This window comes from Pseudomonas sp. GW822-FHT07A10 (genome assembly GCF_058798795.1).
On sequence record NZ_JBXAKV010000002.1, the window covers coordinates 409,388 to 425,742 of the forward strand.

The window sequence follows — 16,355 nt, forward strand, 5'->3', positions numbered from 1 at the left end:
GCCCTGCCCAACCCGTTCAGTGATGCTTTCCGATGCTCGAACAGTACGTCAAAAAGATCCTCACCTCGCGCGTTTATGACGTTGCCGTAGAAACCCCATTGCAGACTGCTCGCCAGCTCTCCGAGCGGCTGGGCAACGAGATTTGGCTCAAGCGTGAAGACTTGCAGCCGGTGTTCTCGTTCAAGATTCGCGGCGCTTACAACAAGCTGACGCAACTGAGCGATGAAGAGCGCGCCCGTGGTGTGGTCACCGCTTCGGCGGGCAACCATGCGCAAGGCCTGGCCCTGGCAGCCAAAGTGCTGGGCGTGAAGGCGACCATCGTGATGCCCAAGACCACCCCGGAGATCAAGGTCGAAGGCGTGCGTTCGCGCGGCGGCAAAGTGGTACTGCACGGCGATTCGTTCCCGGAAGCCCTGGCCTACTCGCTGAAACTGGTCGACGAAAAAGGCTACGTCTACATTCACCCCTACGACGATCCCCACACCATTGCCGGGCAGGGCACGGTGGCCATGGAGATTCTGCGCCAGCACCCGGGGCGTCTGGATGCGATCTTCGTTCCGGTGGGCGGTGGCGGATTGATCGCCGGGATTGCGGCGTACGTGAAATACCTGCGTCCGGACATCAAGATCATCGGCGTCGAACCGGATGACTCCAACTGCCTGCAAGCCGCCATGGCGGCCGGCGAGCGCGTGGTGTTGCCGACCGTGGGTCTGTTTGCCGATGGCGTCGCGGTGGCGCAGATCGGTCAGCACACCTTCGATATCTGCAAAGACTACGTTGATGAAGTGATCACCGTCAGCACCGATGAAATCTGTGCGGCGATCAAGGATATCTACGACGATACCCGCTCGATCACTGAACCTGCCGGCGCTTTGGGCGTGGCCGGGATCAAGAAATACGTCGAGCAACGTGGCGTCACCGGCCAGACCTTCGTGGCCATCGATTCCGGCGCCAACGTCAACTTCGACCGCTTGCGACACGTCGCCGAGCGTGCCGAGCTGGGCGAGGGCCGCGAAGCTATCATCGCCGTGACCATCCCCGAGAAACCGGGCAGCTTCAAGGCGTTCTGCGAAGCCATCGGCAAGCGCCAGATCACCGAATTCAACTACCGCTACAACACCGGCAGCGAAGCGCACATCTTTGTCGGCGTGCAGACCCATCCGGAAAACGACCCACGCAGTGCGCTGCTCGCCAGCCTGACCGAGCAGGGTTTCCCGGTACTCGACCTGACCGACAACGAACTGGCCAAATTGCACATTCGCCATATGGTTGGCGGGCGTGCCGCCCAGGTGGTCGATGAGGTGGTGCTGCGCTTCGAGTTCCCGGAGCGTCCGGGTGCGTTGTTCAACTTCCTCAACAAGCTCGGTGGGCGCTGGAACATTTCGATGTTCCACTACCGCAACCACGGCGCGGCGGATGGCCGTGTGGTCGCGGGCCTGCAAGTGCCCCACGACGAGCGTCATCTGGTACCGGCGGCGCTGGAAGAAATCGGCTACCCGTACTGGGACGAAAGCGACAACCCGGCCTATCAGCTGTTTCTCGGCTGAGCGGCTACGCTGATGGGCAGCCTATAAGGAAATCGAACAATGGAAACGTTAACCGCCCTCAAAGTCGCGCATGGCGTGGCGACGGTGCTGCTGTTGATCAGCGCACTGGGGCTGGCAATCTGGGTCTGGCGCACTCGTCGTAACGGTGATGCGACGGCGCCTGCGCGTACCTTGCAGCGACCGCAGGTGTTCATCTGGTTGTTGATGGGCCTGGCGCTGTTGAGCATGCCGTTCACCGGCTGGTGGATGGTGCATCTGGTGGGCTGGCCGTTGGGGCAGACCTGGCTGCTGGCGTCCAGCGTGTTGTACACCGTGGCAGTGCTGGGCTGGTTCTGGCTGGTGGTGCGGCTCAATCGGCTGCGCAAGGCGCCGGCGGCGGGGAATGGGAAGTTTACGTTGGCGTTGGCGTTGTTCAGTTTTGTCTGCTTGATCGCCATTGCGGGGTTGATGGGGGCCAAGCCGGTATAGCGCGGAATCTGTAGCTGCTGCGAGGTACGAGGCTGCGATGGGCTGCGAAGCGGCCCCGAAGGGCGGTCCTGCGGACCGCAACGCAGCCTCGTACCTCGGCAGCTGCTACAGGCTTAATCAATCGCGCAAACTGATCACCGGCCAGCCACGTTTCTCGGCCTCGGCCCGCAAGTTAGGGTCCGGATCGACCGCGATCGGATTCGTCACTTGCTCCAGCAACGCCAAGTCGTTCATCGAGTCGCTGTAGAAATAACTGTCTTCCAGGCTGTGGCCGGTTTCTTCCAGCCAACGATTCAACCGGGTCACCTTGCCTTCACGGAAGCACGGGATATCGGTGCTGCGCCCGCTGTACCGTCCGTCGATCATTTCGCATTCGGTGGCGATCAGGGTCTCGACGCCCAAACGCGTGGCAATCGGCCCGGTCACAAAGCGATTGGTGGCGGTGATGATGACCAGCTTGTCGCCGGCCTCACGGTGTTGGGCCAACAGTTCGAGGCCTTTGGGCAGCACGAGCGGTTCGATGCAGTCGCGCATGTAATCCAGGTGCCATTGATCCAGTGTCGCCATTTCGGTGCGGCCGAGGACTTCCAGGCAGAAGTTCAGGTAGGCGGCCTGATCCAGCTTGCCGGCCAGGTAGTCCTGATAGAACTCGTCGTTGCGTGCCTTGTAGGCGACGGCGTCGAGGAAACCGCGTTCGCACAGATAATCGCCCCAGGCGTGGTCACTGTCGCCGCCCAGAAGCGTGTTGTCCAAGTCGAATAAAGCCAGCCGCATTGCAGTTACTCGCTGAAAAGTCTGTAGAAAGGTCTCCAGAATACGGACTTTTCACAAGAGTGCACATAAGGTAGGTCGGCTCGTTGCTGCTTTCACAACCTTTGTGGAACAATGCGGCGACATGCGTTTGCGAGGTTGTTGCCGTGATCGACCCCGATGGTTTCCGCCCCAATGTCGGGATCATTCTGACGAATGATGCTGGCCAGGTGCTATGGGCTCGCCGAATCAATCAAGATGCCTGGCAGTTTCCACAGGGCGGGATCAACCCCCAGGAGACGCCGGAAGACGCCTTGTACCGCGAGTTGAACGAAGAAGTGGGCCTGGAGCGCGAAGATGTTGAAATTCTCGCCTGCACCCGGGGCTGGTTGCGTTATCGTTTGCCGCAACGTCTGGTCAGAACGCACAGCCAACCGCTGTGCATCGGCCAGAAGCAGAAATGGTTTCTCCTGCGCCTGATCTCCAACGAGCAGCGGGTGCGGATGGATTTGACCGGTAAACCGGAATTCGATGGCTGGCGCTGGGTCAGCTATTGGTATCCGTTGGGCCAGGTGGTGACATTCAAGCGCGAGGTGTATCGACGCGCTCTCAAAGAGCTTGCCCCGCGCCTTTTAGCGCGCGACTGACGACGGAGTTCGACCCCGAGCCATGCTCAATACGCTGCGCAAGATCGTCCAGGAAGTTAACTCCGCCAAGGATCTCAAGGCGGCGTTGGGGATTATTGTGTTGCGCGTCAAAGAGGCCATGGGCAGCCAGGTCTGCTCGGTCTACCTGCTTGATCCAGAGACCAACCGCTTCGTGCTGATGGCCACCGAGGGCTTGAACAAGCGCTCGATCGGTAAAGTCAGCATGGCACCCAACGAAGGTCTGGTCGGCCTGGTCGGCACGCGTGAAGAACCCCTGAACCTCGAAAACGCCGCGGATCACCCGCGCTACCGTTACTTCGCCGAGACCGGTGAAGAGCGCTACGCGTCGTTCCTCGGGGCGCCGATCATTCACCACCGCCGCGTCGTCGGCGTGTTGGTCATTCAACAAAAGGAACGCCGCCAGTTTGATGAGGGTGAAGAAGCCTTCCTCGTGACCATGAGCGCGCAGCTCGCCGGCGTTATCGCCCACGCTGAGGCCACCGGTTCGATCCGTGGCCTGGGCCGTCAGGGCAAAGGTATCCAGGAAGCAAAGTTCGTTGGCGTACCGGGTTCGCCGGGCGCGGCGGTCGGCACCGCGGTCGTCATGCTGCCGCCGGCCGATCTGGACGTGGTGCCGGACAAGACCATTACCGACATCGATGCAGAACTTGGGCTGTTCAAGACGGCCATCGAAGGTGTGCGTGCCGACATGCGTGCCTTGTCCGCCAAGCTGGCAACCCAGCTGCGACCTGAAGAGCGGGCGCTGTTCGACGTCTACTTGATGATGCTCGACGATGCCTCGCTCGGCAGCGAAGTCACCACGGTAATCAAGACCGGTCAGTGGGCCCAGGGCGCATTGCGTCAGGTGGTTACCGATCACGTCAACCGTTTCGAACTGATGGACGACGCCTACCTGCGTGAGCGCGCCTCGGACGTCAAAGACCTCGGCCGCCGTTTGCTCGCCTACTTGCAGGAAGAGCGGCAGCAGACGCTGGTCTACCCCGACAACACCATTCTGGTCAGCGAAGAACTGACGCCGGCGATGCTCGGCGAGGTGCCGGAAGGCAAGCTGGTGGGTCTGGTGTCGGTACTCGGTTCCGGTAACTCCCACGTGGCGATTCTGGCGCGGGCCATGGGTATTCCGACAGTGATGGGCCTGGTCGACCTGCCGTACTCCAAGGTCGACGGCATCCAGATGATCGTCGACGGCTACCACGGCGAGGTCTACACCAACCCGAGCGACGTGCTGCGCAAGCAGTTCGCCGACGTGGTCGAGGAAGAGAAACAACTGGCCCTCGGGCTGGACGCATTGCGCGATTTGCCGTGCGTCACGGTCGACGGTCACCGCATGCCGTTGTGGGTCAATACCGGCCTGCTGGCGGACGTGGCACGGGCGCAGAAGCGCGGTGCCGAGGGTGTGGGGCTGTACCGCACCGAAGTACCGTTCATGATCAACCAGCGCTTCCCGAGCGAAAAGGAACAACTGGCGATCTATCGCGAGCAACTCGCTGCGTTCCATCCACAACCAGTGACCATGCGCAGCCTGGACATTGGCGGTGACAAGGCGCTGTCGTACTTCCCGATCAAGGAAGACAACCCGTTCCTCGGCTGGCGCGGCATTCGCGTGACCCTCGACCACCCGGAAATCTTCCTGGTGCAGACCCGCGCCATGCTCAAGGCCAGCGAAGGCCTGAACAACCTGCGTATTCTGCTGCCGATGATTTCCGGCACCCATGAACTGGAAGAAGCCTTGCACCTGATCCACCGGGCCTGGGGCGAAGTCCGCGACGAAGGCACCGACGTGCCGATGCCGCCGGTTGGCGTGATGATCGAGATTCCGGCGGCGGTGTATCAGACCAAGGAACTGGCGCGGCAGGTGGACTTCCTGTCGGTCGGCTCCAACGACCTGACCCAGTACCTGCTGGCTGTGGACCGAAACAACCCACGGGTGGCCGACCTCTACGACTACCTGCACCCGGCGGTGTTGCAAGCCTTGCAGAGCGTGGTGCGTGATGCCCATGCCGAAGGCAAGCCGGTGAGTATCTGCGGCGAAATGGCCGGTGACCCGGCGGCGGCGGTGCTGTTGATGGCAATGGGCTTCGACAGCCTGTCGATGAACGCCACCAACTTGCCGAAAGTGAAGTGGATGCTGCGTCAGATCAACCTGAGCAAGGCCAAGGAACTGCTCGCGGAGCTGATGACCATCGACAACCCGCAAGTTATCCACAGCTCGCTGCAACTGGCGCTGAAGAACCTTGGGTTGGCGCGGATGATCAATCCGGCTTCGGTCAAGACCCTCTAAAACGCTGAGGGCCTCTTCGCGGGCAAGCCTCGCTCCTACACCGTCCTGTAGGAGCGAGGCTTGCCCGCGAAGACGTCCGCAAACACACCGCATCTCTAAATCCTGATCTCTACCTCCCCCAAATGCCCCCCATACGGCCCGAAACTCCGCTCGACCATATGCCGCATCCCATTCGCCTGAACAATCAACGCCGTGCTCGCCCGCGTCCCATAAGCCTGGCTCTTGATAAACACGCTCGACAACAACGTCTCGGTGGCTTGCCCCACGCCAGTGTCCGGCAGCTCGGCAAGTGGTGCGATCTGCGGATCGCTCAGCAAGGCCAATAACGCCTGTGGTTGTGGGTCGTCCAGGACTTCGCTCAACGCTGCCTTGGCCTTGAGCACTTTTGGCCACGGCGTATTCAGCCCCGCGTTCGATAACCCATAAATCCCTGGTTCGAGCCTGACCGCCGCGGTTTCCCGAGCGTTGAAGTGCCAGAGCTCGTTGGCATTGCCGATCAGCAGATTGAACCCGGCATATTCAGCCGAACGTCCGATAACGTCGCTTAAATAGTCTTCAATGGGCGTTTCCCCGTTGAGAAACTGCGCCACCAGTTCGCCTCGCGACTTGGCGGCCGGCGGTTGAAGGGGATCGCGGATGTTGGTCAGTGCGGCGAAGCGCCCATTGGCGCCGACACCGAGCCACGTACCGCCGGCCTCGAGGTCACGCCCGGCGTAGACATGCGGGGCATGCGGCCATTGCGCCAAAGGCAGACTGGGCCGGGCATAGAATTCGTCGCGGTTTGCCGCCACGATCAGCGGCTGGGCATGACCCGGCCGCCAGGCAAAGACAATCAGGCACATAAGGTGGTCCTTGTGTGTTTTTTGCTCACTCTACGCAGACATCGCTCATCGATCCATCGCCATCCGCAGTGGAGCCCGAGGCCATGCATCCGTTACCATGCCGCTCCTGTTTTGGGATGCTTGGGGATGTGGCCATGGAATTTTTGCTCTATCTGGCGCTGGGCGCCTGTGCGGGCGTGCTGGCCGGGCTGTTCGGGGTAGGCGGCGGGATCATTATCGTTCCGGTGCTGGTGTTCAGCTTCACCTTGCAGGGATTTGATGCGTCGATCCTGACGCATCTTGCAGTCGGCACTTCCCTGGCGACGATCATTTTTACGTCGGTCAATGCGGTTCGCGAGCATCATCGCCGCGGCGCCGTGCGTTGGCCGATTTTTGCCTGGATGACCCTCGGCATTCTGATCGGTGCCGGTTTCGGCGCGCTGACCGCCGAAGCGATTTCCGGGCCGAATCTGCAGAAGATCATCGGCGTATTCGCGTTGATCATCGCTGTTCAACTCGCCTTGGACTTCAAACCCAAGGCCAGCCGAACGGTGCCTGGTAAAGTCGGCCTGACCGTGGCCGGCAGTGTAATTGGCTGGGCCTCGGCGATTTTCGGGATCGGCGGCGGTTCGCTGACCGTGCCATTCCTGACCTGGCGCAGTGTGCCGATGCAGCAAGCGGTGGCCACGTCGTCGGCCTGTGGCCTGCCCATCGCCTTGGCAAGTGCATTAAGTTTCATGATTCTGGGCTGGCACGATCCACTGCTGCCGGCCCATAGTCTCGGTTTTGTTTATTTGCCGGCGCTGCTGGGGATCGCCCTGACCAGCATGGTCTTCGCCCGCCTCGGTGCGCGACTGGCCCACAGGCTGTCGCCACGCTTGCTGAAAAGACTGTTTGCCGCTTTGCTGTTTTGCGTCGGCTTGAACTTCCTGCTCTGACACGTAACGCAATCCTGGCTTAATCCTGGCGTGACAGCGTCGCCCGGGAATTTTGAAGGTTTCAACTCTAACGAGGAGTCGCAATGCTGCCTTACCCGCAGATCGACCCGGTGGCCCTGGCCATCGGTCCGCTGAAAATCCACTGGTACGGCCTGATGTACCTGGTCGGCATCGGCGGCGCGTGGCTGCTGGCGTCCCGTCGGCTGAACCGCTTCGACCCGACCTGGACCAAGGAGAAACTCTCCGACATGGTGTTCTGGATGTCGATGGGCGTCATCGTCGGCGGCCGCCTGGGTTATGTGCTGTTTTATGATCTGAGCGCTTACCTGGCCAACCCGATGTTGATCTTCGAGGTGTGGAAGGGCGGCATGTCGTTCCACGGTGGCTTCATCGGTGTGATGCTCGCAGCGTTGTGGTTTGGTAAAAAGAACAACAAGTCGTTCTTCCAGCTGATGGACTTCGTCGCGCCGATGGTGCCGATCGGCCTGGGTGCCGGGCGCATCGGTAACTTCATCAACGCCGAGTTGTGGGGCAAGCCGACCGACGTGCCGTGGGCGATGATCTTCCCGCCGTTCAGCGATCCGGCGCAGTTGCCGCGTCACCCGTCGCAGTTGTACCAGTTTGCGCTGGAAGGTGTGGCGCTGTTCCTGATCCTCTGGCTGTTCTCGCGCAAGCCACGGCCGACCATGGCGGTATCCGGGATGTTTGCGCTGTTCTATGGCATTTTCCGTTTCATCGTCGAGTTCGTCCGCGTTCCGGATGCGCAACTGGGCTATCTGGCGTGGAATTGGCTGACTATGGGCCAGGTGCTGTGCGTACCGATGATCGTCGGCGGTCTATTCCTGATCTGGCTGGCTTATCGACGCGCCCCGGCGGCCCCCGCAGCTGCATAAGAAGCAGGCGCAAAAAATTCGAACCCCGGGGCGACGGCTCCGGGTTCAAGGACACAGGTAATTCATGAAGCAATATCTCGATCTGGTCGCCCACGTCATCAAGAACGGCACCAAACAGGCCAACCGCACCGGCGTGAACACCATCAGCTTTCCGGGTGCGATGCTGCGCTTCGATTTGCAGGAAGGTTTCCCGGCGATCACCACCCGCAAGATGGCCTTCAAGTCGGCCATCGGCGAGATGTGCGGTTTTCTGCGCGGGGTGAACAACGCCGCTGAATTCCGTGCACTGGGTTGTAAGGTCTGGGATCAGAACGCCAACGAAAACGCCCAGTGGCTGGCCAACCCGTTCCGTCAGGGCGAAGACGACCTTGGCGAGATCTACGGCGTGCAATGGCGCAAATGGCCGGCGTACAAGCAGATACCGGTCAGCAACCAGGCCGCCATCGAGCAGACCCTGAGCCAGGGTTATCGGCAGATCGCCGAAGGCGAAGAAGACGGCCAGGCGTATGTGGTGCTGTATAAGGCGATCGACCAGATTCGCCAGTGCGTCGACACCATCATCAAGGACCCGGGCAGCCGTCGCATTCTGTTCCACGGCTGGAACGTTGCGCAGCTCGATGAGATGGCCCTGCCGCCGTGCCACTTGCTGTACCAGTTCCACCCGAATGTCGAGACCAGGGAAATCTCCCTGACCCTCTACATCCGCTCCAACGACCTGGGCCTGGGCACGCCGTTCAACCTCACCGAAGGCGCCGCGCTGCTGAGCCTGATCGGTCGCCTGACCGGTTACACGCCGCGCTGGTTCACCTATTTCATCGGCGATGCCCACGTCTACGAAAACCACCTGGACATGCTCAACGAACAGCTCAAGCGCGAGCCGTTCGCCATGCCGAAGCTGAAGATCTCCGATCGTGTGCCGGAGTTCGCCAAGACCGGTTTGTATCAGCCGGAGTGGCTGGAGCTGATCGAACCGAGTGATTTCTCGCTCGAAGGCTACGAGCACCACGCTCCAATGACCGCGCCGATGGCGGTTTAAGCCTTAACGCCGACTAAATGTGGGAGCGGGCTTGCTCGCGAAGAGGGAGTATCAGTCGACAGTAATGTTGCCTGATAGACCGCTTTCGCGAGCAAGCCCGCTCCCACATTGGTTTTATGGTGTTCTTAATGCCCGTGGCTTCGGCCAACATGGGAATGCTCGACCTCCGTCGCCACAACCCCGCCACTCACCTCCAGCCGCTGCAAAATCCCGCACTGATCGATATCCGGCCCTTCGCTGCAGCGTTGGCGCAGGTCGAGCAGTTGTGTCTGCAACGCCAGCAAACCGTCGATTCGTGCTTTCACATGATGGATATGTTCGTCGATCAACGCGTTGACGTTTTCGCATTGATCCTGCGGGCTGTCGCGCAGGGCCAGCAGGCTACGGATTTCCTCGAGGGTCATGTCGAGGGTGCGGCAGTTGCGGATGAAGGTCAGGCGCTCGGCGTGGGCCTGGGTGTAGACGCGGTAATTGCCGTCGCTGCGGGCCGGTTCCGGCAGCAGGTTTTCGCGCTCGTAGTAGCGGATGGTTTCCACGGCGCAGTCGGTGAGTTTCGCCAGTTCTCCTATTTTCATCGCGTCGATCTCCAAAAGGGTGCTTGACCCTATAGTGGCTACAGGGTCTTTACTTGGCAACAGGCACCTTCATGGACGCGACCAATGAGCGATTCTCTTCACATCCACAAACCTGAGGCTGATCACGATCACGATCACGATCACGATCACGATCACGATCACAGCCACAAGCTGCAGCCTGCGCCCCAGCATGCCCATGGTAGCCATGATCATGGCGGCCACGGCGATGCCTGCTGTTCCTCCAAAGCGGCGCCATCGCTGATCAAGTTGAGCGAGACACCGACCGCCGGCGCGCGGCTGAGCAGCTTCCGCATCGAGGCCATGGACTGCCCGACCGAACAGACGCTGATCCAGAACAAACTCGGCAAGCTTGCGGGTGTGCAGCAACTGGAGTTCAACCTGATCAATCGGGTATTGGGCGTGACCCATGACCTGCCAAGCACCATGCCGATCATCGACGCGATCAAATCCCTCGGCATGCACGCCGAGCCGCTGGAACAAGGCGTCGAAGCGCCAATACCTGTGCCAGAGAAAAAACCTTGGTGGCCATTGGCGCTGTCTGGCGTTGGTGCGTTGGCGGCTGAAGTGATCCACTTCACTAACGCGGCGCCCACTTGGGTGGTGGCGGTGATTGCGCTGATCTCAATCCTCAGTGGCGGCCTGGGTACCTATAAAAAGGGCTGGATCGCCCTGAAAAACCTCAACCTGAACATCAACGCGCTGATGAGCATCGCGGTGACCGGTGCGGTCCTGATCGGCCAGTGGCCGGAAGCGGCGATGGTGATGTTCCTGTTCACCGTCGCCGAGTTGATCGAAGCCAGGTCTCTGGACCGGGCGCGCAACGCCATCGGCGGACTGATGCAGATGGCGCCCGAGCAAGCCACGGTGCAGCAAGCCGACGGCAGTTGGGTCGCACAACCGGTGAAAAGCATCGAACTGGGCGCACGGGTGCGGGTGCGTCCCGGTGAGCGGATCGGTCTGGACGGCGAAGTGTTGTCCGGCAGTTCGACCATCAACCAGGCGCCGATTACCGGCGAAAGCCTGCCGGTCGAGAAAACCATTGGCGACAAGGTATTTGCCGGCACCATCAACCAGTCCGGCTCGTTGGAATACACCGTGACCGCAGCGGCCGATCACTCGACCCTCGCGCGGATCATCCACGCCGTCGAACAGGCCCAGGGCGCGCGGGCGCCGACCCAGCGCTTTGTCGACAGCTTTTCGAAAATCTACACACCGGCTGTATTCATCCTGGCCCTCGCCGTAGCGGTGATCCCGCCGCTGTTCATGGACGCGCTGTGGTTCGACTGGATCTATCGGGCGCTGGTGTTGCTGGTGGTCGCCTGCCCATGCGCCTTGGTGATTTCCACTCCGGTGACCATCGTCAGCGGCCTCGCGGCAGCGGCGCGCAAAGGGATTCTGGTCAAGGGCGGCGTCTACCTGGAGCACGGCTACAAACTCGACTACCTGGCCCTCGACAAGACCGGCACCCTCACGCATGGCAAACCGGTGCAGACCGACTATTTGTCCCTCGACCCGACCGCCGATCAAACAGCCCCGGCCCTTGCGGCGGCGCTGGCTGGTCGCTCGGATCACCCGGTGTCGCTGGCCATCGCCAACGCGGCAGTTGTGGATAACCAGCGCGCGCCGCTGACTGTGGATAACTTCGAAGCCTTGGCGGGGCGTGGAGTACGCGGTGAGATCAATGGTGAGCTCTATCACCTGGGCAACCATCGACTGGTGGAAGACTTGGGCCTGTGTTCTCCAGCGCTGGAAGAAAAACTGTTTGCTCTGGAGAAACAGGGCAAGTCGGTGGTGCTGTTGCTCGACAAGTCGGGTCCGCTGGCCTTGTTTGCTGTCGCGGACACCGTGAAAGCGACCAGTCGCGAAGCGATCCAGCAGTTGCATGAACTGGGCATCAAAACCCTGATGCTGACCGGTGACAACGTTCACACCGCCGAGGTCATCGCCGCCCATGTGGGTATCGATCAGGCGCAAGGCGATCTGTTGCCGAGCGAGAAGCTGCAGGCCATCGAAACGCTGTATGCCCAGGGCCATCGGGTGGGGATGGTCGGCGACGGCATCAACGACGCTCCTGCACTGGCGCGGGCCGAGATCGGTTTCGCCATGGCAGCGGCCGGGACCGACACCGCCATCGAAACCGCCGATGTCGCCCTGATGGACGATGATCTGCGCAAGATCCCGGCCTTCATCAGCCTGTCGCGGCAGACCTCCAATATCCTCAAACAGAACATTGCCCTGGCATTGGTCATCAAAGCGATCTTTCTTGGGGTAACCTTCGCCGGGATCGCCACCATGTGGATGGCGGTGTTCGCCGACATGGGCGTGAGCCTGTTGGTGGTGTTCAACGGTTTGCGCCTGTTGCGCAAATAGACGATGAGGGACGGGTGTGCTGAGTGCCGAGCTGAAGGCGTTTTACATGGTGGCCCGGCTGGGCAGCATTACCCTGGCGGCGAAAAAGCTCGGCCTGAGCCAACCGACGGTGACGACCCAGATCCGGCATCTGGAAAGCCAGTATTCGGTTGAGCTGTTCTACCGTGGCGGCCGCCGCCTCAGCGTCAGCGACGAAGGTGCGCGGCTGTTGCCGATGGTCAAGGCACTGCTGCAGCAGGAAGCCGATATCGAGTTCTTCCTGCGTAACAGCGGTCAGGTCCAGGGCACGTTGCGCATCGCTGCCACGGCGCCGTATTACATCCTTGATCTGGTGAAGACCTTTCGCGAACGCTTGCCGCAGGTGGAGGTGTCGGTGGAAATCGGCAACTCTCAGCAGGTGCTCGAAGCGCTGGAGGATTACCGGGTCGATGTTGCCGCGTCCTCGCAGTTGCTCGACGATGCGCGGCTGATCCGCCGGGTGCTCGGCAGCGATCCGCTGGTGTTGGCGGTGCATCGCAATCATCCGCTGGCGGTGCATGACCATGTGCCGCTCAGCGCGCTGGCGGGGCATACCTTGTTGATGCGCGAGTCGGGCTCGACCACCCGGCGCTTGACCGAAGAGTTGCTGGCCAGTGCCGGGGTGAGTTTCGGGCCGCTGCTGGAGATTGGCAGCCGCGAGTCGATTCGTGAAGCGGTGTTGCGCAACATCGGCATCAGCATCATCGCCCGGCAGGAAGTGCCGCACGATCCGCAATTGCGGGTGCTGACCCTCGAGAATGCGCCGCAGATTCCTGAGTACCTGTACTGCCTCAAGGAACGAAAAGGCGCCCGGCTGCCGGCGGCATTTCTGGGGTTGGCGCAGGAAATGGCCCCCGCGTAGATCCCTGTGGCGAGGGAGCTTGCCCCCGTTCGGCTGCGCAGCAGTCGTAAAATCATTGAATGCGGTATGTCTGGCGAAACACGATCGCAGGTTTTGGGGGCGCTCCGCGACCCAACGGGGGCAAGCCCCCTCGCCACAATTCATCCGGCATAAGATCGTGGATTTTTTCCAACCCAAATCCCCGAATACCACTATCGGCCGTTTTTGCCTCGTTGCCACATGACGGACGCATTGCAAACCTAGGATGACCCTCATCTGCTTGATGAGGCCTGTCCATGAACCACTCGATCGCAACTGCCCTGACCAACCCCGGCGCGCCGATGAAAGTGCGCGGCGTGCAGAAACGCTTCGGTGCGTTCACCGCGCTGGATAACGTTTCCCTCGACGTGGCAGCCGGTGAACTGGTGTGTCTGCTGGGGCCGTCGGGTTGCGGCAAGACCACCCTGCTGCGCTGCATCGCCGGCCTTGAGCGCCAGGACAGCGGCGAGTTGTACCTCGGCGATCGCGACGTTTCCCACCTGGCGCCTCAGGCCCGGGACTACGGCATTCTCTTCCAGTCCTACGCGTTGTTCCCCAATCTCACCGTCGAAGCGAACATCGCCTACGGCCTCGCCGGCAGCGGTCGCGATCAAGTGCGCCAGCGCGTCGGTCAGATGCTGGAACTGGTCGGCCTCACCGGCAGCGAGAAAAAATACCCCGGCCAGTTGTCCGGCGGTCAGCAGCAACGCGTAGCGCTGGCCCGGGCTCTGGCACCGGCCCCTTCCTTGTTGCTGCTGGATGAACCGATGTCGGCGCTCGACGCCCGGGTCCGCGAGCATCTGTGCACCGAGTTGCGCCAATTGCAGCGCAACCTCGGCATCACCACCCTGATGGTCACCCACAATCAGGACGAAGCCATGCTGATGGCCGATCGCATCGCCGTGATGAACAACGGCAAGGTCGAGCAGTACGCCACACCGCAGGACATCTACGACCGCCCGGCCACACCGTTTGTGGCGGAGTTCGTCGGTCAGGGCAACTGGCTGCCGTTCCGCCGTAGCAGCGACAGTCATGCCCTGGTCGGCGGGATGCACATGCGCCTGGCCGATGGTAGTGCGAAAACCGCGTCGGGCCGTTTGTTCTGCCGTCCCGAGGCGATCAACGTCAACCCGCTGGTGCATGAAGAAAACCTGTTCCCGGCCAAGATTCGCGAGATCACTTTCCTCGGCAATCGTTGCCGCATGAGTTTCGAACTCGATCAGCTGCCGGGTCATGCATTGCTGGCGGAACTGGCGCCGGAAGCGATGCCGCGTCTCGGTGCGCAACAGATCATGGTCGCCTTGCCGCCGCGCAGCCTGCAGGTGTTTGCCTGATGAACGCGAACGTCGCGCTGCCGATACCGCACAAGCAGGTTCGGCAGACCTCCCGTGCCGAGATCGGCGACCGGCTGTTCGTGGTCGGCGGCAAGCTGCTGTTGTTGGTGATGCTCGGCGTGGCGGTGTTGATGCCGTTGCTGGCGATCTTCTGGCGCGGGTTCAGTTCGCAGGCCGGGCAGGGCGGTGGTCTGGTGGCTGCCGGTGAATTGCTGACCAGCGCGAATTTCCATTGGTTGCTCGGTAACAGCCTGAAGGTTTCCCTCAGCGTGGCGGCGATTGTCGTACCGTTGGCCTACCTGTTTGCCTACGCCCTGCAACGCACGTTGATTCCTGGCAAAGGTATCTGGCGCGGCATGTCGCTGCTGCCGTTGATGGCGCCGTCGATGTTGCCGGGGATTGCGCTGGTTTATCTGTTCGGCAATCAGGGCCTGTTGCGCGGTCTGCTCTCGGACAACATCTACGGTTTCTGGGGCATTGTGCTCGGCGAGGTCATCTACACCTTCCCACACGCCTTGATGATTTTGCTGTCAGCGCTGTCCCTGGCGGATGCGCGACTATTCGATGCCGCCTCCAGCATGGGCGCGAGCCCGGCGAAAGCCTTTCGCAGCATCACTTGGCCGGCGACGCGTCAGGCGGTATTCGCGGCGTTCTGTCTGGTGTTCACCCTGACCATCACTGACTTCGGTGTGCCTGTGGTGGTGGGTGGCGACTATCAGGTGTTGGCGCTGGAAGCCTACAAAGCGGTGGTCGGCCAGCAACAATTCGGTCGCGGCGCACTGATCGGCATGGTTCTGCTGCTGCCGGCGCTGTTCAGCTTTGGTGTCGACGCCTGGCTGCGTCGGCGTCATGGCGATTCCATGAGTGGTCGGGCGCAAGTCTTTCAGCCAATGCCGTCGAGGCTGCGCGACGGTTGTTATCTGGCCATCGTGCTGCTGATCTGCGCGGTGTTGCTGCTGGTGTTCGGCATGGCGGTGTACTCGTCGCTGGTGAAGTTCTGGCCGTACAACCTGTCGCTGTCGCTCAACCATTACCAGTTCAACGACACCGCGGGCGGTGGCTGGCTGGCCTACGGCAACAGCGTGAAGATGGCGCTGTGCACGGCGTTGATCGGCAGCGTGCTGATCTTCACCGGTGCCTACCTGATGGAGAAAACCCGTGGCCAGCGCGGCCTGAATCTGACACTGCGCATGCTCAGTTTCGTACCGATGGCGGTGCCGGGTCTGGTGCTGGGCCTGGGTTACGTCTTCTTCTTCAACCTCAGCGGCAATCCGCTGCATGTGCTCTACGGCAGCATGACGCTGCTGGTGGTTTGCACCATTGCTCACTATTTGACCACCGCGCAAATGACCGCCACCACCGCGCTGCGCCAGCTCGACGCCGAGTTCGAAGCCGCCGCGCTGTCGCTCAAGGCGCCGCTGTATCGGCATTACCTGCGAGTCACCGTGCCGATCTGCCTGCCGGCGTTGCTGGACATCGTGCGCTACCTGTTCGTCTCGGCCATGACCACCGTTTCGGCGGCAATCTTCCTCTACAGCCCCGACACCATCCTCGCGGCGGTGGCGGTGCTGAACATGGACGACGCCGGCAACGTCGGCGGTGCGGCGGCGATGTCGACCCTGATTCTGTTCACCTCGGCGGGCGTGTCCCTGCTGCTGGCCTGGGCCTCGCGCGGTTTATTGCGCCGCTCCCAGGCCTGGCGGCAGACCGCACCCGGTCTTTGATTCACACCTTCAACTCACACAGGAATTGCAC

14 protein-coding genes are annotated in these 16,355 nt (G+C 61.4%); 11 read left to right on the forward strand and 3 right to left on the reverse strand.

Translation table 11 applies throughout. The annotated features are described in order from the left end of the window. Positions 1-32 precede the first annotated feature (32 nt). Positions 33-1,547 (forward strand): threonine ammonia-lyase, biosynthetic, encoded by a 1,515-nt coding sequence (ilvA, locus tag AC1RL4_RS05370; protein ID WP_028939103.1) that lies wholly within the window; start codon positions 33-35, stop codon positions 1,545-1,547. A 39-nt stretch (positions 1,548-1,586) separates the two neighbouring features. Then, a complete protein-coding gene (locus AC1RL4_RS05375) occupies positions 1,587-2,015 on the forward strand; it encodes a DUF2269 domain-containing protein (RefSeq protein ID WP_019580573.1) in 429 nt (142 codons plus the stop codon). A gap of 117 nt (positions 2,016-2,132) precedes the next feature. Here the strand turns inward: AC1RL4_RS05375 and AC1RL4_RS05380 are convergent, their stop codons facing one another. Next, the gene (locus AC1RL4_RS05380) at positions 2,133-2,789 is read right to left on the reverse strand and encodes a histidinol-phosphatase (protein WP_018928655.1); all 657 of its coding nucleotides are present in this window, start codon (positions 2,787-2,789) and stop codon (positions 2,133-2,135) included. Positions 2,790-2,932: 143 nt separating this feature from the next. Here AC1RL4_RS05380 and AC1RL4_RS05385 point away from each other — a divergent pair, with 143 nt between their 5' ends. Both AC1RL4_RS05385 and ptsP read left to right on the forward strand, forming a co-directional pair. Next, positions 2,933-3,412, forward strand: a complete 480-nt coding sequence (locus AC1RL4_RS05385; RefSeq protein ID WP_007897732.1) for an RNA pyrophosphohydrolase — start codon at positions 2,933-2,935, stop codon at positions 3,410-3,412. A 22-nt stretch (positions 3,413-3,434) separates the two neighbouring features. Then, positions 3,435-5,714 (forward strand): phosphoenolpyruvate--protein phosphotransferase, encoded by a 2,280-nt coding sequence (gene ptsP, locus AC1RL4_RS05390; protein ID WP_018928656.1) that lies wholly within the window; start codon positions 3,435-3,437, stop codon positions 5,712-5,714. Positions 5,715-5,809: 95 nt separating this feature from the next. Here ptsP and AC1RL4_RS05395 read toward each other — a convergent pair whose 3' ends face one another. After that, the gene (locus AC1RL4_RS05395; protein WP_019580575.1) at positions 5,810-6,556 is read right to left on the reverse strand and encodes an NRDE family protein; all 747 of its coding nucleotides are present in this window, start codon (positions 6,554-6,556) and stop codon (positions 5,810-5,812) included. A gap of 134 nt (positions 6,557-6,690) precedes the next feature. On the opposite strand from AC1RL4_RS05395, the gene AC1RL4_RS05400 reads away from it, so the two are divergent. The 3 genes from AC1RL4_RS05400 to AC1RL4_RS05410 all read left to right on the forward strand — a co-directional run bounded on the left by AC1RL4_RS05400 (position 6,691) and on the right by AC1RL4_RS05410 (position 9,402). After that, positions 6,691-7,473 (forward strand): sulfite exporter TauE/SafE family protein, encoded by a 783-nt coding sequence (locus AC1RL4_RS05400; RefSeq protein ID WP_019580576.1) that lies wholly within the window; start codon positions 6,691-6,693, stop codon positions 7,471-7,473. A gap of 83 nt (positions 7,474-7,556) precedes the next feature. After that, on the forward strand, positions 7,557-8,366 hold the full coding sequence (lgt, locus tag AC1RL4_RS05405; protein WP_019580577.1) for a prolipoprotein diacylglyceryl transferase: 810 nt from the start codon (positions 7,557-7,559) through the stop codon (positions 8,364-8,366). A gap of 64 nt (positions 8,367-8,430) precedes the next feature. Beyond that, positions 8,431-9,402, forward strand: a complete 972-nt coding sequence (locus AC1RL4_RS05410; protein WP_230173271.1) for a thymidylate synthase — start codon at positions 8,431-8,433, stop codon at positions 9,400-9,402. Between the two features lie 125 nt (positions 9,403-9,527). Here the strand turns inward: AC1RL4_RS05410 and cadR are convergent, their stop codons facing one another. Beyond that, complete coding sequence (cadR, locus tag AC1RL4_RS05415) at positions 9,528-9,977, reverse strand: Cd(II)/Pb(II)-responsive transcriptional regulator (RefSeq protein ID WP_007897786.1); 450 nt, start codon at positions 9,975-9,977, stop codon at positions 9,528-9,530. A gap of 84 nt (positions 9,978-10,061) precedes the next feature. On the opposite strand from cadR, the gene AC1RL4_RS05420 reads away from it, so the two are divergent. From AC1RL4_RS05420 to AC1RL4_RS05435, 4 genes are all read left to right on the forward strand, one after another. Next, positions 10,062-12,368: a heavy metal translocating P-type ATPase gene (locus AC1RL4_RS05420; protein ID WP_493119239.1), complete on the forward strand. Its 2,307-nt coding sequence runs from the start codon at positions 10,062-10,064 to the stop codon at positions 12,366-12,368. A 16-nt stretch (positions 12,369-12,384) separates the two neighbouring features. Next, positions 12,385-13,248, forward strand: a complete 864-nt coding sequence (locus AC1RL4_RS05425; RefSeq protein ID WP_018928662.1) for a LysR family transcriptional regulator — start codon at positions 12,385-12,387, stop codon at positions 13,246-13,248. Between the two features lie 275 nt (positions 13,249-13,523). Further along, positions 13,524-14,600, forward strand: a complete 1,077-nt coding sequence (locus tag AC1RL4_RS05430) for a putative 2-aminoethylphosphonate ABC transporter ATP-binding protein (protein ID WP_230173275.1) — start codon at positions 13,524-13,526, stop codon at positions 14,598-14,600. After that, a complete protein-coding gene (locus AC1RL4_RS05435; RefSeq protein ID WP_230173277.1) occupies positions 14,600-16,324 on the forward strand; it encodes a putative 2-aminoethylphosphonate ABC transporter permease subunit in 1,725 nt (574 codons plus the stop codon). Before AC1RL4_RS05430 ends, AC1RL4_RS05435 begins: the two co-directional genes overlap by 1 nt. Positions 16,325-16,355 lie beyond the last annotated feature (31 nt).